The sequence below is a fragment of the Micromonospora chokoriensis genome (genome assembly GCF_900091505.1).
GTDB lineage: Bacteria > Actinomycetota > Actinomycetes > Mycobacteriales > Micromonosporaceae > Micromonospora > Micromonospora chokoriensis.
In genome coordinates this window covers 3078913-3100806 of sequence record NZ_LT607409.1, presented here as the reverse complement: position 1 = coordinate 3100806, position 21894 = coordinate 3078913, and the positions used below count along the sequence as shown (strand labels likewise).

Here is a 21894-nt window from a genome sequence, read left to right as displayed (position 1 = left end):
GAATATTCCGGGGCGTAACCGACGGACTACCTGCGGGGGTCGGCGATAACGACAAACATGGTTAGCCTGATAGACCAGTGAGATTCCTGCGGCAAACGAGGCTCGACGTCGCGAACACCCAACGGCGGGTCCAGGTGCTCAAGTCAGAGCTGCCGTGACGGCGACGAGGAGGAGGCCCGTGACACAACAGACCTGGGACGAGGTGGGCGGCCTACTGCCGCACGACGAGTTCCGCGCCGCCAGCGAGGCCATCGTGGCCAACATCGAGCAGGTCATCGAGGGTAAGACCGCCACCGTGCGGCTCGCCCTGGCCGTTCTGCTCGCCGAGGGTCACCTCCTGATCGAAGACGTCCCGGGTGTCGGCAAGACCAAGCTGGCGAAGGCTCTCGCGCGGTCCATCGACTGCACGGTGCGGCGCATCCAGTTCACCCCCGACCTGCTGCCCAGCGACGTCACCGGCGTCAGCGTCTACAACCAGGAGACGCACGACTTCGAGTTCCGCCCCGGCGCGGTGTTCGCCAACCTGGTGGTCGGTGACGAGATCAACCGGGCCTCGCCGAAGACCCAGTCGGCGTTGCTGGAGTGCATGGAGGAGCGGCAGGTCACCGTCGACGGCGTGACCTACCAACTGCAGACCCCGTTCATGGTCATCGCCACGCAGAACCCGATCGAGATGGAGGGGACGTACCCGCTCCCCGAGGCGCAGCGTGACCGGTTCACCGCCCGCATCGCGATGGGCTACCCGGACGTCAACGCCGAGTTGGCCATGCTCGACGGGCACGGCGCCACCGACCCGCTGCACGAGTTGCGCCCGGTGTCCGACGCGAACATCGTCCGGCAGCTGATCTCCACCGTCCGGCAGGTGCACGTCGCGGACGCCGTCAAGCAGTACGCGATCGACCTGGTCACCGCCACCCGTGAGGCCCCTGACCTGCGGCTCGGCGCCTCCCCCCGGGCCACCCTGCAACTGCTGCGCACCGCCCGGGCGGTCGCCGCCCTGGAGGGTCGCGACTACGTCCTCCCCGACGACCTGCAGGCCCTGGCGGTGCCGGTGCTCGCGCACCGGATCATCCCGACGGCCGACGCGCAGCTCGCCCGACGCACCACCGACGCGATCGTCTCCGAGCTGGTGCACCGCCTTCCACTGCCGCACGACCGGCAGCGCAACCCGTACGACACCCGACCCGCCACCGGCAACGGTCGCGCGCCCTACGAGCCGCGGAGGCCGTGACGTGCGTGCCGGGCTGCGCGGGCTGACCACCCGCGGGCGCTCCTTCCTCGCCGCCGGTCTCGCGGCGGCGATCTCGGCGGGCATCCTGGGCGAGAAGGATCTGCTGCGGGTGGCGGTGCTGTTGGGCATCCTGCCGTTGCTGGCCGCGGCCTATGTCGGGCGCAGCCGCTACAAGCTGGCCTGCAACCGCTCACTGGACCCGCACCGGGTCCCGGTCGGCGCCAACTCCCGGGTGGTGCTGCGCCTGCAGAACCTCTCCCGGCTGCCGACCGGCACCCTCCTTCTCGAAGACCGGCTGCCCTACGCGCTGGGCAGCCGGCCCCGGGTGGTGTTGGAGCGGCTCGGCGCGCACCAGGCCACCTCCGTGGCGTACACGGTGCGGGCCGACGTGCGGGGTCGCTACGACGTGGGTCCGCTGGTGGTCCGGATGACCGACCCGTTCGGCCTGTGCGAGCTCACCAGGTCCTTCCCCAGCACCGACCACCTGACGGTCATCCCGCAGGTCACCCCGCTGCCGTCGGTGCGGCTCCCCGGGGAGTACGCGGGCAGCGGCGACAGCCGGGCCCGGTCCGTGGCGGTGCACGGCGAGGACGACGCGGCGACCCGGGAGTACCGGCGCGGTGACGACCTGCGGCGGGTGCACTGGAAGTCCACCGCCCGCACCGGCGAGCTGATGGTGCGGCGCGAGGAGCAGCCGTGGGAGAGCCGGGCCACAGTGGTCCTGGACACCCGCGCCTACGGCCACCGGGGCGAGGGGCCGACGGCGAGCTTCGAGTGGTCCGTCTCCGCCGCCGCGAGCATCGCCGTCCACCTGCGCCAGGCCGGTTACAAGTTGCGTCTGGTCACCGGCTCCGGTGCGGACGTGGACGCCTCGGAGGCCGGTGGTGACGGGACGCTGCTCGACCACCTCGCGGAGGTCCGGCTGGATCAACGCGCCGAGGTGACCGACCTCGTGCAACGGGTCCGCCAACGCTCGGACGGCGGTCTGATCATCGGGCTGTTCGGCACGGTGAGCGTGGCCGAGGCCGAGCTGCTGGCCGGGCTGCGCGGCAACGGCGCCACCTGTGTCGGGTTCCTGCTGAACAGCTCGACCTGGCTCAGCCTGCCAGAGAAGGCCCGGGCCGAGGCGGAGCACGCGCACGCCACCGCCGTCCTCGCCATGGTGCGCAGCGGCTGGCGGGTGGTCGGGGTCGACCACGGCAGCCGACTGCCCGCGTTGTGGCCGCAGGCCGGTCGGGGTTCCCAGGGCTTCGCCCTACGCGCCGCACTGGCCGAGACGGTGGCCGGCGGCGTGCGATGAACGGAAGGTTCCCCTCATGAACGCCAGTCGCAACATCGGTGTGGTGGCGGCCGCGGCGACAGTGCTGGCGGCCGCGCCGCTGTCGGCCATCTTCGAGAGTTGGACGTGGCTGATCGAGTCCATCATCGCGGTCACGGTGGTGGCCGGGGTGGCCGCGTTGACCAGGCTCGCCCGAGCGCCCCTGTGGGGTCAGGTGCTGGGCATGCTCGCCGGCCTGACCCTCGCCCTGACCTGGTTGTTCCCCAGCGGCTCGGAGCTGTTCGCCTTCCTGCCCACGCCGAGCACGTTCGCGCACTTCAGCGAGCTGGTCGCGGGGTCCGCCGAGGACATGCGCTCGTACGGCGTCGAGGTTCCCGACACCGACCCGTTGCTGTTCATCACCGTGCTCGGCGTCGCCGGGGTGGCGGTGCTCGTCGACGTCCTGGCCGTCGGGCTGCGTCGGCCCGCGCTGGCCGGGCTGCCGATGCTCGCCATCTACTCGGTGCCGGTCGCCGTCTACGTCGACAGCGTCCCCGCGGTGCCGTTCGTGGTGGGCGCCGCCGGTTACCTCTGGCTGCTGGTCACCGACAACGTCGACCGCGTACGCCGCTTCGGGCGGCGGTTCACCGGTGACGGCCGCGACGTCGACGTGTGGGAGGCCTCGCCGCTGGCGTCCGCCGGCCGCCGGCTCGCGGTGATCGGGGTGGCCGTGGCCGTGGTCCTGCCCCTGGCGGTGCCGGGCATGACCGGTGGGATGCTCGACAGCATCAGCCGGGGGTCGGGGAACGGCACCGGGAGCGGGAACGGCTCGGGCGGCACGTCGGGTCGGATCGACCTGTTCGCGTCGCTCGCCGGCCAGCTCAACCAGTCGCAGGTGTTCGACATGGTCAAGGTCACCACCAACGAGCCGAACCCGTTCTACCTGCGCTACGCGGTGGCCGACGAGCTGCGTCCGGCTGGTTTCCTGGCGCGCAGCCCGAGCGGCCGGCCGGCCAACCGGGACCTGCCGGACCCGGCCGACCGGGCCGCCCAAGGCGTGCAGCGCACCACCTACCGGGCGACGGTCGAGGTCACCAAGAGCCTGAGCATGGCGCTGATGCCGGTGTACGCCGAGCCGGTGCGCACCGAGGACCTCAGCGGCAACTGGCTGTACGACCCCAACCAGCAGATCGTCTTCTCCAACCGGGAGAACTCCCGGGGCCGCAAATACTCCTTCGACTACGTCCGCTCGACATACACCCCGGCGGTGCTGCGGGCCGCGCCGACGCTTCCGGCGGAGCATCCGGTACGTCGGCAGATGACCGCCACCCCCGACCGGGTGCCCGAGGTGGACGAGCTGGTCGCGGGGCTGATCCAGGGCAAGCGCACCGACTACGACCGGGTGCTGGCGATCTACTCGCACTTCTCGGCGGACAACGGTTTCAAATACCGGCTCAGCACCGAGAGCGGCAGCAGCGGGCAGGACATCGTCAACTTCCTGACCAACAAGGTCGGCTACTGCCAGCAGTACGCGGCGTCGATGGCCTGGCTGGTCCGGGCGGCCGGCATCCCGGCGCGGGTGGCGTTCGGGTTCACCAACGGCAGCAACCGCGACGGTGACACGATCACCCTGACCAACCTCAACCTGCACGCCTGGACCGAGGTCTTCTTCGACGGTGTCGGTTGGGTGCCCTTCGACGCCACCCCGGCGTACGGGGTGCCCGGCTCCACCCGATCGGCCTGGGCGCCGGACACTGACGCACCGGAGCCGACGACGCCGGGCACCGGTGTCACGGACACCCCGGCCGGTCCCGAGGCGACGGCTGGGCCGGCCGGACCGGACAACGCGGACCGGGAGATCGACGAGGGGTTCTCCTCCGGCGGCACCACCCCCGAGGACCAGCCGCCGGTATGGCCGTGGTGGGCGGCAGGGCTGGTGGCCCTGCTGGCTCTCCTCGCGGTGCCCGCTCTGCGCCGGCTCGCGCTACGCCGGCGACGGGGCGGGGGTGCGATCGCCACGCCGGCTGCCACGGTCGTCGACGACGGCACCGAGCCTGGTGCCCGTGCGGTGGTGGTCACCATGGACGCCGACCGTGCCCGCGCCGACGCCCACGCCGCCTGGGCGGAGTTGCTCGACACCCTGGTGGACTTCCGGGTTCCGGTGGATCTGACGGAAACGCCCAGGGCGACCGCGGACCGGCTCGTTCGGGACACGCTCGACGACGCCGCGGCGGTGGAGTCGGCACAACTGCTCGGCAGGGCGGAGGAGCGGGCCCGGTACGCGCGGGATCCGCTGACCGGTGAACGGTTGTCGCCAGCTCTCCGCACGGTCCGTGGGGCGCTCGCCGCGCGGGCGGACCGACGGACCCGTCTCCTCGCGGCGGTGCTACCACCGTCGGTGCTGCTGCGGTGGAGGACCGGCCTTGCGGACTCCTCCAGCCGAGTGGTGGCGCTGACCGGGCGGGCCCGGTACCAGTTGCTGCGCTGGAACCCCCGGCGGCTGCTGGCCGACCGGGCGGCCCGCTGACGAACGTCCGTCCAGGTTCGGGGGCGGCGGCAGGCCGCCGTCGCCCCCATCCGGAATCCGCCTGCCCGTCGCATGCCGGCTAGCCCTCCGGCCCCCGGACCCATTCAACCTGGACGTGGCGTGCCCGCGCGGACTCGGCAGGCGGTCCCCCTCAAGGTGATCGACTCCAGGTCGGCGATATGGGGGTGCGTGGCCAGCAGGATGCCGCCACCGCGCCGATGCGGAGTCGATCATCGGCGAGAGCGGCGCGGGCGCGCGCGGACACGACAAGGGTCGCCGGGAACGGTGCCCGGCGACCTGCTCGTCGCGGCGTACGACCCGCCTCAGCGGCGGGGTCGACTCACCGGTGCCCCTCCGGGCGCTGCCGCCACCTGTCCTCCATGCGGTCCAGGAGCGACGACCGGCGACCGGATCGGCCACCACGGGGGCGACGACGACTCGTCGTGCCGCCCACCACATGCAGGTCCGGTGACTGTGCCCGCCGGTGCGACTGCACCGCGAACGCGGCCGACGCCAGCATGACGACGAAGCCTGCCACCGCCAGCGGTGGAGTCTTGATCACCGCGCCATAGACCAGTAGAGCCAAGCCAGCGATGATGACGCCGGCGGCGACGAGCAGGCGACGCCGCGCGTGGAAGCGCGGATCGCTGGCGCGCACGGCCGAGGCGAATTTGGGGTCCTCGGCAAGCGACCGCTCGATCTGCTCGAACAGCCGCTGCTCGTGCTCCGAGAGCGGCACGGCACTCCTCCCCGGTCACGTTGAGTCGGGCCCACTCGGGCCGACAGACCGTGGCAGCCATCCGGCTGCTTACCCGCAAGTCTACGAGGGGGGTCGCGCGTCGGAAAGCGGGACGACCTACGGGTGGGGTGGATTTTCCTTTCGGCGGGCATCAGCGTCGCCCATCAGACTGGCCGGACCTATGACGGACCGCCCGAAACGGGCAGCGGCGGCGTCCGCGGCAGCCTCCGCTTCGCGCCAGCCACGCTCGGGTGCGCCGAGAGTGAGCTGCCGGGGGGCGTCCTGCGCCGAGGCGAGCCCTTCGACCCGGACCCCGACGAGTCGGATCCGCTCGCCCGGGTCCAATGCGGTGTAGAGCGCCCAGACCGTGTCGAACATCTCCCGGGCGGTGTCGGTGGGCACGTCGAGGGTGCGGGAGCGGCTGACGGTGCGGAAATCCGCCAGCCGGACCTTGAGCGCCACGGTGCGCCCGACCTGCCCGGAACCGCGTAACCGGACGCCGACCTTCGCGCTCAGCGCGAGCAACGCGCGGCGGATCTCCAACGGGTCGGCGACGTCGACGTCGAAGGTCACCTCGGCGCCGATCGACTTGTCGACGTGCTCCGGGCTGACCCCGCGCGGGTCGCGCCCCCAGGCCAGCTCGTGCAGGTGCGCCGCCGAGGCCGCACCGACCGCCCGGCGGAGCATGCCCACCGGCGCCTCGGCGAGGTCACCGACGGTGGACAGGCCGAGCCGGCGCAGCGCCTCGGCGGCGCGCTCCCCCACCCCCCACAGCGCGTCCACCGGCAGCGGGTGCAGGAAGTCGAGCACCTGCCCCGGCGGCACGACCAGCAGGCCGTCCGGTTTGGCGCGGGTGGAGCCCAGCTTGGCCACGAACTTGCTCGGCGCCACCCCGACCGAGCAGGTCAGGGCCTGCTCGTCGGCGACCCGGCGGCGGATCAGCCGGGCGATGGTGGCCGGGGAGCCGAAGAGTCGGCGGGCACCGGTGACGTCGAGGAACGCCTCGTCGAGGGAGAGCGGCTCGACCAGCGGGGTGACATCCCGGAAGATCTGCATGACCGCCCGGGAGGCGGCGCTGTAGGCGGTGAAGTCCGGTGGCAGGTAGACCGCGTGCGGGCAGCGGGCCCGCGCCTGGCTGGTCGGCATCGCGCTGCGCACCCCGTAGCGGCGGGCCTCGTAACTGGCCGAGCTGACCACCCCTCGGGGGCCGACGCCGCCGACGACCACCGGCCGGCCGCGCAGCTCGGGTCGGCGGCGCACCTCGACGGCGGCGAAGAACGCGTCCATGTCGACGTGCAGGATCGGGCTGTCGGAATCGTCGGCGTCCGGCCCGAAGCGCGGATCGTCGCCCCGGGGCAACGACTGGCTGCGGCCCATCCCGGCAGGTTAACCCGGGGGTACGACACCACCAGCCACCAGTGGGCCGGTACCGCCGGTCAGCCGCGGACGACCAGCAGCGGCACGGTCAGCTCGACCGCCGTGTCCGACCCGTGGTACGCGACCAGCTTCGACGCCATCGGCCGCTCGGTGCGGCTGGCCATGACCGCGTACGTGTCGTTGCAGGTCACCACCACGTCGCCGATCCGGCCCAGGTGTTCCTCGGGCACCGGCCCGAACCAGCCGGTGGCCACCGCCTCGTCGCGGGTACTGACCCGGGCCGCGTCACCCAGCACCTCCGACCAGGCGGCCAGGACATCCTCGACCGCGCCCGGCTCGACGTGCAGGTAGCGGACCCGGGCCTCACCGGCCACCAGCCGCAACCCGGCGCGCAGCCGTGGGTCGGTGTCCAGGTCGAAGCGGTGTTCGGCGGGTACGTCGAGCTGGCCGTGGTCGGCGGTCACCAGCAGTGCCGCGTCCGACGGCAGCCCGTCGACCAGCCGGGCGAGCAGGGTGTCCACCTCGGTGGCGGCGACCCGCCAGGGCTCCGAGTCGACGCCGTAGACGTGCCCGTACCGGTCCAGGTCGGCGTGGTAGCCGGAGACCAGGGTCGGCCCGTCACCGGCGGCCAGCGCGGCCAGCATGGCGGCGGCCACCGCCTCCCCACCGGCGGCGCCCCGGAAGTCGCCTCCCCGGTTGGCGGCGACCGTCAGACCGCTGCCGCCGAACTCCGGCCGACTCACCACCGTCACCGCCACACCGGCGGCGCGGGCACGCTCCAGCTGGGTGGTGACCGGTTGCCAGGTCGACGGCGACGGGTCGGCGGCCCAGTCGGTGTGGGTGAGCACCCGGTCGGTGCCGGGCACCCGCACGGTGAAGCCGAGCACCCCGTGCGCGCCGGGCGCGACGCCGGTGCCCAGCGACACCAGACTCGTCGGGGTGGTGGACGGAAAACCGGCGATCAGTGGCCGGGCCACCGTCGCCGCGAGGCCGGCGAGGGTCGGCGCGTACGGCGCGGCGGTCGGCAGCTGGTACCACCCGAGCCCGTCGACCAGCAGCACGGCGACCCGGCGTACCCCCGCCAGGGCGGGGACGAGCCCGAGCGGGTCGGCCGAGCCGGGGACGCCCAGCACGGCGAGCGCGCTGGGCAGCACGTCGGCGAGACGGCCGCCGCCGCGGTCCGGTCCGAGGACCGCCAGCGGTGCCACGCCCGACGACTCGCTCATGCCGGCCGGCGGGCGAACAGGTGCAGTTGGGCGGCCAGGTCCCGGTACGGCGGCTGGGCGGCCAACGCGCGTTCCAACTCGACCAGGGCGGCGGGCTGCCCGTCGGCGACGGCCGCCGGCAGCAGGTCGGCCAGCACGCGTACCCCGTGGATCTCCTCGACCACGAGCCCGGCGGCGCCGAGCAGCGCGGCGGCGCTCGCGGCGTCGTAGCGTCGCCGCAGGGTGTCCCTCGGCCCGGCGGCACCGGCCGGGTCGGTGGCCAGCGCAGCCGCGACGTCGAGGTGACCGTTCATCGCCCGGCCCAGCACGGCGGCGGCCCGGCCGGCCACCAGCACACTGGCCGCGCCGCCGGGACGCAGCGCGGTGGCCAGCGCGGCCACCACCGGCGCGGGGTCGTCGACCACCTCCAGCACGGCGTGGCAGAGCACCAGGTCGACGCCGGCCGGCTCGACCAGCCCGGCGAGGGCGTCACCGTCGCCCTGCACGGCGGCGATCCGGTCGGCCACGCCGGCCTCGGCGGCCCGGCGGGTGAGCGCGGCGAGCGCGTCGGGGCTGGCGTCGACCACTGTGACCCGGTGCCCGGCGCGGGCCAGCGGTACGGCGAAACCGCCGGTGCCGCCGCCCACGTCCAGCACGGTGAGCTCGGCGTCACCGCGCCGGTCCAGTTCGGCGCGGAGCACCGACCAGATCACGGCGGTACGGGGGGTCAGCGGCGGCCCGGCGAACCGGCCTCGGGTCTGCTCCACCCGGTCGAGCCTAGTCACCCGGTCCATCCCCGGTGCGGGCGTGTGGCGGGCGCACCCGCCACCCGTCCGGTCGGTCCGCGACGCCGGGTCGGTCAGGACTCGGTGCCCTCGACCTCGTCCTCCGCCCGGGACCGGCGCTCGTTGGCCACCGGCCCGTTGGTCACCTCGTACTCGCGGGGGTCGGCGAGGTGCGACGGCACCCAGGTCGCACCCAGCCGGGTCCGCCGGGCGTTCGCGATTCCACCGGTGTACGTGTGGTTCCCCATCACTGTCATTCCCCCTCACGGATCACGGGCCACTCTGCCCGCTCGGGGACGAGTCTCCCGCCCACCGCCGCAGGAAACCGTAATGTGGATCACTAGTTCAGCGGAAGTCCCGGGAGGCGGGGCTGACCGGTGGCTCGATGGCGTCCAACCGATCGGCCACCAGGTTGGTCACCCCCTCGTGCCGCTGCAACCGCCCCCTGACCACCAACGCGGCGCTGGTCCGGGCCACCCGCCGGTAGCGCTGCCACAGCCCCGGCGAACAGGTGACGTTGAGCATCCCCGTCTCATCCTCCAGGTTGAGGAAGGTGACACCACCCGCGGTCGCCGGGCGTTGCCGGTGGGTGACGATGCCACCGACCCGGATGCGCTGCCCCGGCTCCACCCGACCGAGTCGGGCGATCGGCACCGCGCCGAGCACGTCGAGCTGACCCCGGATGAACCGGGCCGGGTGGCTCTCCGGCGACAACCCGGTGGCCCACACGTCGGCGACCAGCCGGTCCACCGCCTCCATCCCGGGCAGCGTGGGCGCCGCCGCCCCGGTCACCGTGCCAGGCAACCGGCCCGGCCGGTCCTGCGCCGCCGCCCCGGCGGCCCACAACGCCTCCCGCCGGGTCAACCCGAAACAGGCGAAGGCGTCCGCGGTGGCCAGGGCCTCCAACTGCGCGGCGGTGAGACCGACCCGCCGGGCCAGATCAGGCATGTCCCGGTACGGCCCGCGCGCGGCCCGCTCGGCCTCGATCCGCTCGGCCACGTCCACACCGAGGGTACGCACGCCGGACAGCCCGAGCCGGACGGCGGGACCGCCCAGCCCCCAGGCGTGCGGCGGCTCCCCCGGCCCACTGCCCCACCGGGTGTCCGGGGTGGACTCCAGCACCGCCGACGCCGCGCTGGCGTTGATGTCCGGACGACGGACCTCCACTCCGTGCCGGCGGGCGTCGTCGACCAGGGTCTGCGGGGAGTAGAACCCCATCGGCTGGGCGTTGAGCAGCGCCGCCAGGAACGGCGCCGGGTGGTAGCGCTTGAGCCAGGAGCTGGCGTAGACCAGATAGGCGAAGCTCATCGCGTGGCTCTCCGGGAAGCCGTAACTGGCGAACGCGGTGAGCTTGCGGTAGACGTCGTCGGCCAACTCACCGGTGATGCCCCGCTCGGCCATCCCGGCGTAGAGCCGGTCGGCGATCCGGGTCATCCGCTCCACCGACCGTTTCGCGCCCATCGCCCGACGCAACTGGTCGGCCTCGGCCGCGTCGAAGCCGGCCAGGTCGATGGCGAGCTGCATCAACTGCTCCTGGAACAGCGGCACACCCAGGGTCTTCTCCAGCGCGTTACGCATCAGCGGGTGCGCGAAGGTCACCGGCTCCTGGCCGTTCTTACGCCGGATGAACGGGTGCACCGAGCCGCCCTGGATCGGGCCGGGCCGGATCAGCGCCACCTCCACCACCAGGTCGTAGAACTCGCGGGGCTTGAGCCGGGGCAGGGTGGCCATCTGCGCGCGGCTCTCCACCTGGAACACCCCGACCGAGTCGGCCCGGCAGAGCATGTCGTAGACCTCCGGGTCGTCCAGGGTCATGTCACCGAGGTCGAGCCGGGACCCGATCATGTCGTAGCCGTAGTGCAACGCGGAGAGCATGCCCAGGCCGAGCAGGTCGAACTTGACCAGCCCGACCGCCGCGCAGTCGTCCTTGTCCCACTGCAGGACGCTGCGCCCGGGCATCCGCCCCCACTCCACCGGGCACACCTCGATCACCGGGCGGTCGCAGATCACCATGCCGCCCGAGTGGATGCCCAGGTGCCGGGGGAACGTCTGCAGCTCGTTGGCGTACTCCACCACCTGCTCGGGGATGTTCTCGACGTCGACGGTGGCGACCGAACCCCACCTGTCGATCTGCTTGCTCCAGGCGTCCTGCTGCCCCGGCGAGTAACCGAACGCCTTGGCCACGTCCCGCACCGCCGACCGGGGGCGGTAGGAGATGACGTTGGCGACCTGGGCGGCGTGCTCCCGGCCGTAACGGGTGTAGACGTGCTGGATCACCTCCTCCCGACGGTCGGACTCGATGTCCACGTCGATGTCGGGTGGGCCGTCCCGTTCCGGGGCGAGGAACCGCTCGAAGAGCAGTCGGTGCCGGACCGCGTCCACATTGGTGATCCGCAACGCGTAGCAGACCGCCGAGTTGGCCGCCGAACCCCGACCCTGGCAGTAGATGTCCTGCTCGCGGCAGAACGAGACGATGTCGTAGACCACCAGGAAGTAGCCGGGGAAACCCAGCTCCTCGATCATGTTCAGCTCGTGGTCGAGTTGCGCGTACGCCGTCGGGTGCGCCTGCGGAGGGCCGTACCGCTCACGTGCCCCGTCGGCGGTCAGCTTCCGCAACCAGCTCATCTCCGTGTGCCCCGGCGGCACCGGGTACGCCGGCAGCTGCGGCGCGACCAGTTGCAGGTCGAAGGCCAACTCGGCGCCGAACTCGGCGGCCCGCGCCACCGCACCCGGGTACGCGGCGAACCGGGCCGCCATCTCCGCGCCGCTGCGCAGGTGGGCGGTGGCCGCCGCCGGCAGCCAGCCGTCGATCTCGTCCAGGCTGCGCCGGGCCCGGACGGCGGCGACGGTGGTGGCCAACCGCCGCCGGCCGGGGCTGGCGTAGTGCACGTTGTTGCTGGCCACCGTCGGCAGCCCGGCCGCGGCGGCCAGGTCGGCGAGCGCGTCGTTGCGGTCGGCGTCGATCGGGTGGCCGTGGTCGGTCAGCTCCACCGCCACCGTCTCCGCGCCGAAGAGCGAGGTCAGTCGGTCCAGTTCACGGGCCGCCGCGTCCACCCCCTCGGTGAGCAGCGCACCCGGCACGTGCCCCTTGCGGCAGCCGGTCAACACCAGCACGTGGTCTTTCAGCTCGGCGGCGACCTCCTCCAGGCTCCCGTAGACCGGGCGGCCCTTCTCCCCGCCGCGCAACTGGGCGCGGGCGATGGTGGCGGCCAGCCGGGCGTACCCCTCGTGGCCGTGCGCGAGCACCAGCAGGTGCGAGCCGTGCGGGTCGGGCTCGCCGTTCTGCGGACCGGGAAGCCCGAGGGACAGCTCCGCGCCGAAGATGGTCGGCAGACCCAGCGTGCGGGCCGCCTCGGCGAAGCGGACCACGCCGTAGAAACCGTCGTGGTCGGTGACGGCGAGCGCGGTGAGCCCCAGTCGGGCCGCCTCCTCGGCCAGCTCCTCGGGGTGGCTGGCACCGTCGAGGAAGCTGAAGTTGGTGTGCGCGTGCAGCTCCGCGTAGGGCACCACGCCGTCGGGGCGGGTCAGCTCCGGCGGCTGGTACTGCGCGCGGCGGCGGCTCCAGGCCGGGGAGTCGCCGCCGTCGGCGTCCACGGCGAGCGGGTCCACCACGTGCAGGTGCCGCTCCTCGCGCGACCACCCACCGCCCGACCCACCACCGGCCCGCTTGTCGTCGGCCCACTTGTCGTCGGCCCGCTTATCGTCGGCCCACTTGTCGTCGGCCCGCTTATCGTCGGCACGCTTGTCGTCGGCACGCTTGTCGTCGGCACGCTTGTCGTCGGCACGCTTGTCGTCGGCACGCTTGTCGTCGGCCCGGCCGGAGAGCACCCGCTCCAGCTCCGACCAGGGCATCTTCGGATTGTGGAAGCTCATCAGACCGTCCCCATACCGCCCACAACCGACTTGATCCACTCGACGTCATGGAAACCGGGGTGTCCGAAGAGGCGGGATACCCCAGTTTGCAGGATGTCGAGTCGATCAAGATCTGGGTGGCACCGAGCGGATCGCTCAGTCATAGATCGCCTCCACCAGCCACTGCCCGGCCTCGACGGCGAGCAGCAGGGCGGTGCCGTCAGCCAGACAGACCTGGAACCGGGCCCGCCGCCGCGCCTCGGCCGGAGCCCACCACCGCTCGTCCACCGGCCACGGACCGGCCCAGCCGACAATCTCCGCCGGCCGACCGGTGCCGACCACCAGCCGGGCGGGTGGGGCGCTCACCGCCAACCGCGCGCTGATCACCACCGGCTCACCGGCGGCGTCGTGCACGGTCGCCGCGAGCGGGCTCGGCAGCACCACCGCCGGCGAGGGCCGCGGCAGCCGACCGGGCCACGGCGGCACTTCGCCCCCACCACGACCAGCCGCCCGACCCATGCCCGCAGCCCGGCCAGCACCGGCAGCGCTGTCCGCACCCGCAGCCCGGCCGACACCCGCAGCCCGGCCAGCACCGGCAGCGCTGTCCGCACCCGCAGCCCGGCCGACACCCGCAGCCCGGCCAGCACCGGCAGCGCTGTCCGCACCCGCAGCCCGGCCGACACCCGCAGCCCGGCCAGCACCGGCAGCGCTGTCCGCACCCGCAGCCCGGCCGACACCCGCAGCCCGGCCAGCACCGGCAGCGCTGTCCGCACCCGCAGCCCGGCCGACACCCGCAGCCCGGCCAGCACCGGCAGCGCTGTCCGCACCCGCAGCCCGGCCGACACCCGCAGCCCGGCCAGCACCGGCAGCGCTGTCCGCACCCGCAGCCCGGCCGACACCCGCAGCCCGGCCAGCACCGGCAGCGCTGTCCGCACCCGCAGCCCGGCCGACACCCGCAGCCCGGCCAGCACCGGCAGCGCTGTCCGCACCCGCAGCCCGGCCGACGCCCGTAGCGATCGGCTCGCCCGGCAGCGGTGGCGGGCCGGGACGGGCCGGGAGGCGTTCGTCGCCCCACGGCACCAGTCGCACCTGGTCGGCCGGGGAGCGCCCACCGCCGAGCACCGCCGTGACCACCGCCTCCGGGCCGAGGATGCCCTGCACACGGCTCAACGCCCGGTGCGCTCGTTCCCGCTCCTCGCCGGTCTCCCCCCACAGGCCAGCCTGCAAGCCGGCCTGGGCGATCACCCCGTCCGGGATCAGTCGCAGCCGGATGATGCCGGCCGTCGGTCGGGCCGGACGGGCGCCGCCGCGACCACTGCTGCCGGAGAGCCAACCGTCGAGCTGCCAGCGCACCCGGTCGGCGATGGCCGCGGCGGTGAGCAGGCCGTCGTGCCGCCACACCCGGTGCAACTCCTGCCCGTGCTCGGTGACCGCCTCGATGCCGAGCCGGGTGCAGGCCAGCCCGTGCCCGGCCAGCCGCTCATGCAACTGCTCGGCCAGCGCCCGGGCCACGAACGCCGCCACGTCGACCCGATCGATCGGCTCGTCGTGCTCGGCGGTCACCGTCAGGTCGGCCGGCGGCTGCCGGACCGCGAGTGGGCGGTGGTCCCGCCCGGCGGCCAGCCGATGGGCCAACGCGCCGTCGAACCCGAACCGGGCCAGCACGTCACCGGCCGGCAGCGCGGCGAAGTCACCGAGAGTACGCACACCGAGCCGACGCAGCAGGTCGGCCAGCGCCGAGCGGCCGAGCGCCTCGACCGGCAACCCGGCTAGGAACTCCGGTGTGCCACCCGGTACGACCACCCGGCCGGCGCGAGCGGCCAACCCGGCCGCGAACACCCCGTCGGCGATGCCGACCTGGCTCTCCACCAGGCACGACTGGGCGACGTGCTCGATGATCCGCTCGGCGGCCGCCTCCTCGCCACCGAGGTAACGGCTCGGCCCCCGGGCGGCCACCGCGCAGGCCCCCGGACGGACCACCTCGACACCGGCCACCAACTCCTCCACCGCGGCGACCACCGGCTCGAACGCCCGGGTGTCCCGCCCCGGGTCGTAGTCCACGGCGGTGAGCTGCGGGCACCGACCCTGCGCCTCCCGTTTGCGCAGGCCCCGACGCACCCCCTCGGCACGGGCCCGCTCGGAGCAGGCAACCACCCGGTTGGCGTGCAGCACGGCGACCGGGCCGGTCGCCGGCACCCCGTCGACGATCTCGGCGGCGAGCACCGGCCAGTCCGGGCACCACAGCAGCAGGGTCCGTGCCGGCGAGCCGGTCACTCCCGACCGACCAGGGCGAGCGACGCGGTAGAACGGCCCACGGCCGACGGCTTCGGGCGGGGAATGACCCGGGTCAGCCCGTCACCCGGTAGCCATACCTTGATCTCCTTCGGTCGCGCGGCTGCCCCGCGCCCGCGCGCGGAGACGGTGACCTCCCGGCGGCGCAGCCGCCCCCGACCGGCCCCGAGCCCTTCCCACACACCACGGACCACCTGCAACGTCACGTCCGCGCCGTCCCACCGGCCGTACGGGACGAGCACGCTGCCGCGCTGCCGCGCCCGGGCGGCCAACCGGGTGGCGACCGAGGCGGAGACGGTGGCGGGCACGGCGGTGACCACGACGTCCACCCCGTCGATCAGCGCGGCGACCACGGTGGCCCACTCGGGGCCGGGGTTCGGCACCAGGGCAAGCCGGTCCAGGGCGATGCCCAACTCGGCAGCCGCACCCGCGCCGAACGTCGGCACTCCGACCACCGCGCACCACGAGCCGGACCGGGACGCCTCGGCGAGAAGCGCCAGCATCAGCGAGGTGCCACCGCTGCGCTGGGGCTGGCCGGCGGCGACCGCGATGGTGCTGCCCCGGCGCAGCCCCCGATTGGGCAGCAGACCGGTCAGCTCGGGCACCACCGGCAACACCCGGTGGCCGCCGACCTGGTCAGGTGCGCTCGCCGGACGCACCAGGTCGGCCAGTGCGGCGGAACCGACCACCGTGCGGCCCGCCATTGGACCAACTCCCCCGTCGTTGCTGTGGATCAGATCAGGATCGGCACGCCGTGCCACCGGCCGCCCGGCTCCCCCCGCTGGGCGGTCGGTGGCACGGCGGGATCAGGCGGCGAGGCCGTCCAGGGCCGGCTGGTGGGCCACGCCGAGCGCGGTCTCCACCACCGTGACGAACTGTTCGGCCGCGCGGAGCAGATCGTCTGCCTCCCGGGCGCTGACCACCCGGGGGATGCCAGCCTCGGCGGCGGCGCGCTTGCTGGCGCCGGCGGCGAAGAACCGGGACCACTCGTCGAGCTCCGGAGCGACGGCGCAGAGAAGGACCCAGACGCTGGTGATCCGGTTGCGTCGACTCGGCGCGGGCCGGGCACGGGCGGCGAGCAGGGCGGCCGCCGCACGCAGCGCCGCCAGGTGGGCGGCCGCGTAGCGCAGACCGTCGGGTCGGGTCTGGCCGGCCTCGACCAGCCCGCGCCGGGCCAACGTGAGGAGCTGGGCGGGGGTGCGGTGCGGCAGCACATGCGCCGGCACCGTCGGTGCCTGAGCCGGATGGGACGGCATGGTGTCTCCTCCACATGGCCGGGGCGTCGCCCCGGCGCTGGTGCCGCCGGCGAGACGCCGAGGTCGGGTGGTGCGGAGGAAGACGCACCGGGTGTGGCCGGCCGGGTGTGGATGCTTCCCCACACCACACCCGGCCGGCGTACCGGCGGGTTCGTCGCCCGCCGCCCGGGGGTCGTGGGCGGCGGGCGACGATCCTGCCTGTCGGGACCAGGCTCGCGACTGCCTGGCAACCCAGGTGCGGCCCGCGGAGCCGCACCGCCGGGGCTGGCGCCGCGAAACGCCGCGCTCCGGCCGGTTGGAACGAACGTTCGAGGCAATCGAACACTCGTTCTAACTGCTGCTGACAGTACACCTTCCCTCCGACGAAAATGCAACGTGTGACGCGCCGGGTGTGCCGGCCGAGCGCACCGGGGTGCGCCGACACCGGCCGAACCGGGAAGAATGGCGACATGCAGCCACACCCGAACGTACGAGCGGCGCAGGACACGCCCACCGCCGGCAGCCCCGCCGGGGTGGCGTGAGCACCGCACCGGAGCTGGTCACGCTCCACGTGTGGCGGACCTCCCGCGGCGCGCTGCCCCGGGCGCTGACCCGGATGGCGGTCGACCCCCGCCGACTGCGCGCCCTCCCGGGCGCCCGTTTCGGCAAGCTGCTGGGCACCGGGACCGGCACCGGGTTCGGGCCGGGCGACGCCGACCTGACCCGGTGGGCGGCACTGACCGTCTGGGACTCCCCCGCCGCCGCGGCCGACTTCGACGACTCGGCGGTCGGGCGCGCCTGGGCCCGCATCGCCAGCGCCTCCGCCCGGGTCGACCTGCGCCCGCTGACCAGCCGGGGCGAGTGGTCCGGTCAGCGGCCGTTCGGCGACCCGCCGGGCGGCCGGGTCACCGGTCCGGTGCTGGCGCTGACCCGGGCTCGGCTGCGGGCCCGCCGGGCGGCCACCTTCTGGCGGGCGATCCCCCCGGTGGCCGCCGCCCTGCGCGACGCGCCCGGGCTGCTGGCCCGGTTCGGGGTCGGGGAGGCACCGCTGGGTTGGCAGGGCACGGTGAGCGTGTGGCGCGACCCGACGGACCTGGTGGCGTTCGCGTACCGTCACCCGGAGCACCGGGCGGCGATCATGCGAACCCCCACCGAGGGCTGGTACGCCGAGGAACTGTTCGCCCGGTTCGAGGTGCTCGACGTGGTCGGCGACCGGTCGGTGCTCGGATGGGTCGCCGACGGCGGCCCGGCAACGGTGAAGGGTGGACGGGCATGAGGTTGGTGCGCTGGACGCCGGACGATCTCGTCCGGCGGCTGGACGACGTGGTGGCCGTCTACGGCGAGGCGATGGGATACCGCACCGACCTGCTGGAGGCCCGGCGCGGCTACATCGCCACCCACGTCCGCCGGCCGGGTTTCCGGGCGGTCGCCAGCCTGACCAGCGAGGGTCACCTCGCCGGCTTCGGCTACGGCTACCTGGGCGCCTCCGGCCAGTGGTGGCACGACCAGGTGCACCGGGCGCTGGACGCACCGACCCGGCAACGCTGGCTCACCCACTGCTTCGAGGTGGTCGAGCTGCACGTCCGGCCGCCGGCGCAGGGGCACGGTCTGGGCACCGGGCAGCTGCGCGCGCTGCTCGGCATGGCCGAGGGTGACACCACGCTGCTGTCCACCCCGGAGGCCGACGAGCAGACCTCACGGGCCTGGCGGCTGTACCGGCGCTTCGGTTTCGTCGACGTGCTGCGCACCTTCCAATTTCCCGGCGACGAGCGGCCCTTCGGCGTCCTCGGTCGGGATCTGCCGCTCGAGCCACCGGCGTCATGACCCGGCGGATCTCCTGGGCGATGCTCGCCGTCCTGGTGCTCGCCCAGATCTGCTACCCGCTCACCACCGGCGACACCCGGGCCGGGCTGACCGTGGCCACCGTCGTGCTCGGTTGGCTGCTCTCGGTCGGTCACGCGCTGCTCAGCCGGGGCCCGCGGGTCGCGGTGGCGCTGGTCGTGGTGGCCACCGGCGGCGGGTTCGCGATCGAGGCGATCGGGGTGGCCACCGGTGTGCCGTTCGGCAGCTACGACTACTCCGGCGAGTTGGGCCCCAAACTGGCCGGGGTGCCGCTGATCATTCCGCTGGCCTGGACCTGGATGGCCTGGCCCGCCTGGCTGGCCGCCGTCCGGCTCACCAGCGGCGCGACGACGACCAGCTCCGACGCGGCGACGACCGGCACCGGCGGGTCGACAACCGGCACCGGCGCGGCGACGACCGGCACCGACAGCGGGTCGACGGTCGGTCGATGGGCGGGGAGGATTGCGCTGGCCACCGTCGGGCTGGCCGCCTGGGACCTCTTCCTCGATCCGCAGATGGTGGCCGAGGGCTACTGGGTCTGGCGTGACGCCACCCCGGCGTTGCCCGGCCTGTCCGGCATCCCGGTCAGCAACTACCTGGGCTGGCTGCTCTTCGCGGTGCTGATGATGAGCGCGCTCCGCCCACTCGCCGGGCCCGCCGCCGAACGCACCGACCGGCGGGACCACCCGATGACCGCGCTCTACCTGTGGACGTACTTCTCCAGCATCCTGGCCCACGCCGTCTTCCTCGACCTGCCCGCCTCGGCGCTCTGGGGCGCCGCCGGCATGTCGGTGACCGCGATACCGCTGGCGGTGACGGTGCTGCGCGCCCGCCGGGCTCGGGAGACCCACCAGGAGGACCACGAGCCGCACCGGCCCGGCGTCGACGCGACCCGATGACCGTCCTGCTCGCCCTGCTCGTCGCCGTCGCCGCGTTGACCGGGCACACCTGGCTCAATGCCGCCCGCTGGCTGCGCCGGCCCACCGACCGGCCCGACGAGGTCGACGAGCCGGTCGCCGTGCTGCTGCCGCTGCGCGACGAGGCCGCCCGGGTCACCCCCTGCCTGCGTGCCCTGCTCGCCCAGCGCGGTGTGCCCGGGCTGCGCGTCGTGGTCCTCGACGACGGGTCCACCGACGGCACCGCCGACGTGGTCCGCGCGGTGGCCGGCGACGACCCCCGGGTCACGCTGCTCACCGGGGTCGCCCCACCGCCGGGCTGGCTGGGCAAGCCGCACGCCTGCTGGCAGTTGGCCACCCGGGCCGACCCCGACGCCACCGTGCTGGTCTTCGTCGACGCCGACGTGGTGCTCGCCCCGCACGCCGTGGCCGCGGCCGTCACCGAGCTGCGCGCCGCCCGCGCGACGCTGCTGTCGCCGTACCCCCGGATCGTGGTGGCGACGACGGCCGACCGGCTGGTGCAGCCGCTGCTGCAGTGGCTCTGGCTGACCTTCCTGCCGCTGCGGGCGATGGAGCGCTCGTCGCGGCCGTCGCTGGCCGCGGCGGGCGGCCAGTTCCTGGTGCTGGACCGGGCCGGCTACACCGCCGCCGGCGGGCACGCCGCGGTCGCCGACAAGATCCTGGAGGACGTCGAGCTGGCCCGGGCGGTGAAGCGGGCCGGTGGGCGGATCGCCCTGGCCGACGGCTCCCGGCTGGCCACCTGCCGGATGTACGACGACTGGCCGCAGTTGCGCGACGGGTACTCGAAGTCGCTCTGGGCGTCGTTCGGACACCCGGGCGCGGCGGCGGCCGTGGTGGTGGCGTTGCTGCTGCTCTACACCGCCCCGCCGCTGATCGCGCTGGTGGGTGTGGTGGCCGGCGCGCCGGGGGTGGCCGCCGTGGGCCTGGCCGGCTATCTGCTCGGGGTGGTCGGGCGGGTGCTCACCGCCCGCGCGACCGGAGGGCGGTGGTGGCCCGACGCGCTCGCACACCCCGTGTCGGTCGTGGTCCTCGGTTGGTTGACGGTGCGGTCGTACCATCTGCGAAAGCGACACCGCCTGACCTGGCGGGGTCGCCCGGTCAGCTAGGAGGGCACGGCATGGCGCGGATCGTGGTCGTCGGCGCCGGGGTGGGTGGCCTCGCCACCGCCGCCCGGCTGGCCGCCACCGGGCACCAGGTGACCGTCTTCGAACGGGCCGACACGGTCGGCGGCAAGCTCGGCCGGTACGCGCACGACACCCCGGCCGGCTCGTTCCACTTCGACACCGGGCCGAGCCTGCTCACCCTGCCCGAGGTGTTCCACGACCTGTTCGAGGCGACCGGGGCCAAGCTCGACGAGTACCTGGACCTGGTCGGACTGGACCCGATCGTCCGGCACGTCTTCGCCGACGGCGGCCCGCCCCTGGACTCGTGCGCCGACCCGGTGGAGTTCGCCACGAGGATCGGCGCCGCCTTCGGCGACCGGGCGGCGGCCGACTGGCAGCGGCTGTGGCGCCGGGCCGCGCGGGTGTGGAACGCCTCCTCCCGCGACATCCTGCGCCGTACCGTCGACTCACCCCGCGACCTCGCGTCGCTGGCCTGGCGGGTCGGTGACCTGGCCGCCATCGCCCCGGGCCGCACCCTGCGCGGACTGGGCCGCCAACACCTGTCCGACCCCCGGCTGCGGATGCTGCTGGACCGGTACGCCACCTACACCGGGGCCGACCCTCGCCGGGCGCCGGCGGCGCTGGTCGCGGTCCCGTACGCCGAGCTGGCCTTCGGTGGCTGGTACCTGCGCGGCGGGTTGGGCACCCTCGCCGACGCGCTGCTCACCCGCTGTCTGGACCTGGGCGTGGTCGTGCAGACCGACGCCACCGTCACCCGGATCGACGCCACCGGCGGCCGGGTGCACGGGGTACGCCTCGCCGGTGTCGGCGCGCCGGTGCCCGCCGACGTGGTGGTGGCCAACGTGGACGCCCTCACCGTCTACCGTGACCTGCTGCCGCACCCGCGTCGACTGGCCGGGCTGACCGACCGCAGCCTCGCCGGTTTCGTGCTGCTGCTCGGCGTGTCCGGCAGCACCGGGCTGGCCCACCACAATGTCTTCTTCCCGGGTGACTACGACGCGGAGTTCGACGCGGTCTTCGGTGATCCCGGGCGCGGCGTCCGGGCCCGCCCGGCGGCCGACCCGACGGTGTTCGTCACCGTGGCCGACGACCCGATGGTCCGCCCGGCCGGGCACGAGGCGTGGTTCGTGCTGGTCAACGCCCCACGGCAGGGCACCGCGGCGGGCGCTGTCGACTGGCGACGGCCGGGGCTGGCCGACGCGTACGCCGACCGGATCCTGGAGGTGCTGGCGCGGCGCGGCGTGGACGTGCGTGACCGGGTGCTGTTCCGGGAGGTCCGCACCCCGGCCGACCTGGACGCGGCGACCGGCGCGCCGGGTGGCTCGATCTACGGCACCGCCGGTGGGTTGCTGCGCCCCGCCAACCGGGGCCCGGCCAACGGGTTGTGGCTGGTGGGCGGCTCCACCCACCCGGGTGGCGGGCTGCCGATGGTCACCCTGTCCGCGCAGATCGTCGCCGACGAGATCGGCCCCGCCTGGTAGGGGCTGCTCAGCCGGCGTCGAGCAGGGCC

The 21894-nt window shown here is 74.2% G+C and carries 18 protein-coding genes; 9 read left to right on the top strand and 9 right to left on the bottom strand.

The genetic code is table 11. From position 1 onward, the window contains the following. Window positions 1-178 precede the first annotated feature (178 nt). From GA0070612_RS14680 to GA0070612_RS14670, 3 genes are read left to right on the top strand one after another with little or no spacing between them, the layout of a single operon-like run. The gene (locus GA0070612_RS14680) at window positions 179-1231 is read left to right on the top strand and encodes an AAA family ATPase (RefSeq protein ID WP_088988401.1); all 1053 of its coding nucleotides are present in this window, start codon (window positions 179-181) and stop codon (window positions 1229-1231) included. A 1-nt stretch (window position 1232) separates the two neighbouring features. Further along, window positions 1233-2531, top strand: a complete 1299-nt coding sequence (locus GA0070612_RS14675; RefSeq protein WP_088988400.1) for a DUF58 domain-containing protein — start codon at window positions 1233-1235, stop codon at window positions 2529-2531. A 16-nt stretch (window positions 2532-2547) separates the two neighbouring features. Then, window positions 2548-5016: a transglutaminase TgpA family protein gene (locus GA0070612_RS14670; RefSeq protein WP_088988399.1), complete on the top strand. Its 2469-nt coding sequence runs from the start codon at window positions 2548-2550 to the stop codon at window positions 5014-5016. Window positions 5017-5356: 340 nt separating this feature from the next. Here the strand turns inward: GA0070612_RS14670 and GA0070612_RS14665 are convergent, their stop codons facing one another. The 6 genes from GA0070612_RS14665 to GA0070612_RS14640 form a co-directional block, all read right to left on the bottom strand. Beyond that, the gene (locus GA0070612_RS14665; RefSeq protein WP_088988398.1) at window positions 5357-5755 is read right to left on the bottom strand and encodes a DUF3040 domain-containing protein; all 399 of its coding nucleotides are present in this window, start codon (window positions 5753-5755) and stop codon (window positions 5357-5359) included. A 117-nt stretch (window positions 5756-5872) separates the two neighbouring features. Beyond that, complete coding sequence (locus GA0070612_RS14660) at window positions 5873-7132, bottom strand: DNA polymerase IV (RefSeq protein WP_088988397.1); 1260 nt, start codon at window positions 7130-7132, stop codon at window positions 5873-5875. 59 nt (window positions 7133-7191) lie between these two features. Next, complete coding sequence (locus GA0070612_RS14655; protein WP_088988396.1) at window positions 7192-8358, bottom strand: alkaline phosphatase family protein; 1167 nt, start codon at window positions 8356-8358, stop codon at window positions 7192-7194. Beyond that, window positions 8355-9131 (bottom strand): methyltransferase domain-containing protein, encoded by a 777-nt coding sequence (locus tag GA0070612_RS14650; protein WP_197699377.1) that lies wholly within the window; start codon window positions 9129-9131, stop codon window positions 8355-8357. The genes GA0070612_RS14655 and GA0070612_RS14650 overlap by 4 nt, the downstream gene beginning before the upstream one ends. 65 nt (window positions 9132-9196) lie before the next feature. Next, a complete protein-coding gene (locus GA0070612_RS14645) occupies window positions 9197-9370 on the bottom strand; it encodes a hypothetical protein (protein WP_167393588.1) in 174 nt (57 codons plus the stop codon). Window positions 9371-9467: 97 nt separating this feature from the next. Beyond that, the gene (locus tag GA0070612_RS14640) at window positions 9468-12740 is read right to left on the bottom strand and encodes an error-prone DNA polymerase (protein ID WP_408630569.1); all 3273 of its coding nucleotides are present in this window, start codon (window positions 12738-12740) and stop codon (window positions 9468-9470) included. A gap of 49 nt (window positions 12741-12789) precedes the next feature. On the opposite strand from GA0070612_RS14640, the gene GA0070612_RS33050 reads away from it, so the two are divergent. Continuing rightward, window positions 12790-13029, top strand: a complete 240-nt coding sequence (locus GA0070612_RS33050) for a pentapeptide repeat-containing protein (protein ID WP_088988392.1) — start codon at window positions 12790-12792, stop codon at window positions 13027-13029. Window positions 13030-13130: 101 nt separating this feature from the next. Here the strand turns inward: GA0070612_RS33050 and GA0070612_RS14630 are convergent, their stop codons facing one another. From GA0070612_RS14630 to GA0070612_RS14620, 3 genes are all read right to left on the bottom strand, one after another. Further along, window positions 13131-15248: a DNA polymerase Y family protein gene (locus GA0070612_RS14630; protein ID WP_088988391.1), complete on the bottom strand. Its 2118-nt coding sequence runs from the start codon at window positions 15246-15248 to the stop codon at window positions 13131-13133. Continuing rightward, window positions 15245-15970, bottom strand: coding sequence for a hypothetical protein (locus GA0070612_RS14625; RefSeq protein WP_088988390.1), 726 nt, complete (start codon window positions 15968-15970; stop codon window positions 15245-15247). The genes GA0070612_RS14630 and GA0070612_RS14625 overlap by 4 nt, the downstream gene beginning before the upstream one ends. A 102-nt stretch (window positions 15971-16072) precedes the next feature. Further along, window positions 16073-16522: an SAV_6107 family HEPN domain-containing protein gene (locus GA0070612_RS14620; RefSeq protein WP_088988389.1), complete on the bottom strand. Its 450-nt coding sequence runs from the start codon at window positions 16520-16522 to the stop codon at window positions 16073-16075. A gap of 517 nt (window positions 16523-17039) precedes the next feature. On the opposite strand from GA0070612_RS14620, the gene GA0070612_RS14615 reads away from it, so the two are divergent. From GA0070612_RS14615 to GA0070612_RS14595, 5 genes are read left to right on the top strand one after another with little or no spacing between them, the layout of a single operon-like run. After that, window positions 17040-17777 carry a monooxygenase gene (locus GA0070612_RS14615; protein ID WP_088988388.1) on the top strand — a complete coding sequence of 246 codons (738 nt, stop codon included), beginning with the start codon at window positions 17040-17042 and terminating at the stop codon, window positions 17775-17777. After that, window positions 17774-18325, top strand: coding sequence for a GNAT family N-acetyltransferase (locus GA0070612_RS14610; RefSeq protein ID WP_088988387.1), 552 nt, complete (start codon window positions 17774-17776; stop codon window positions 18323-18325). The genes GA0070612_RS14615 and GA0070612_RS14610 overlap by 4 nt, the downstream gene beginning before the upstream one ends. Further along, window positions 18322-19242, top strand: coding sequence for a carotenoid biosynthesis protein (locus GA0070612_RS14605; protein WP_088988386.1), 921 nt, complete (start codon window positions 18322-18324; stop codon window positions 19240-19242). Before GA0070612_RS14610 ends, GA0070612_RS14605 begins: the two co-directional genes overlap by 4 nt. Continuing rightward, window positions 19239-20366, top strand: coding sequence for a glycosyltransferase (locus GA0070612_RS14600; RefSeq protein ID WP_088988385.1), 1128 nt, complete (start codon window positions 19239-19241; stop codon window positions 20364-20366). Before GA0070612_RS14605 ends, GA0070612_RS14600 begins: the two co-directional genes overlap by 4 nt. 11 nt (window positions 20367-20377) lie before the next feature. Next, complete coding sequence (locus GA0070612_RS14595) at window positions 20378-21865, top strand: phytoene desaturase family protein (protein WP_088988384.1); 1488 nt, start codon at window positions 20378-20380, stop codon at window positions 21863-21865. Window positions 21866-21894 lie beyond the last annotated feature (29 nt).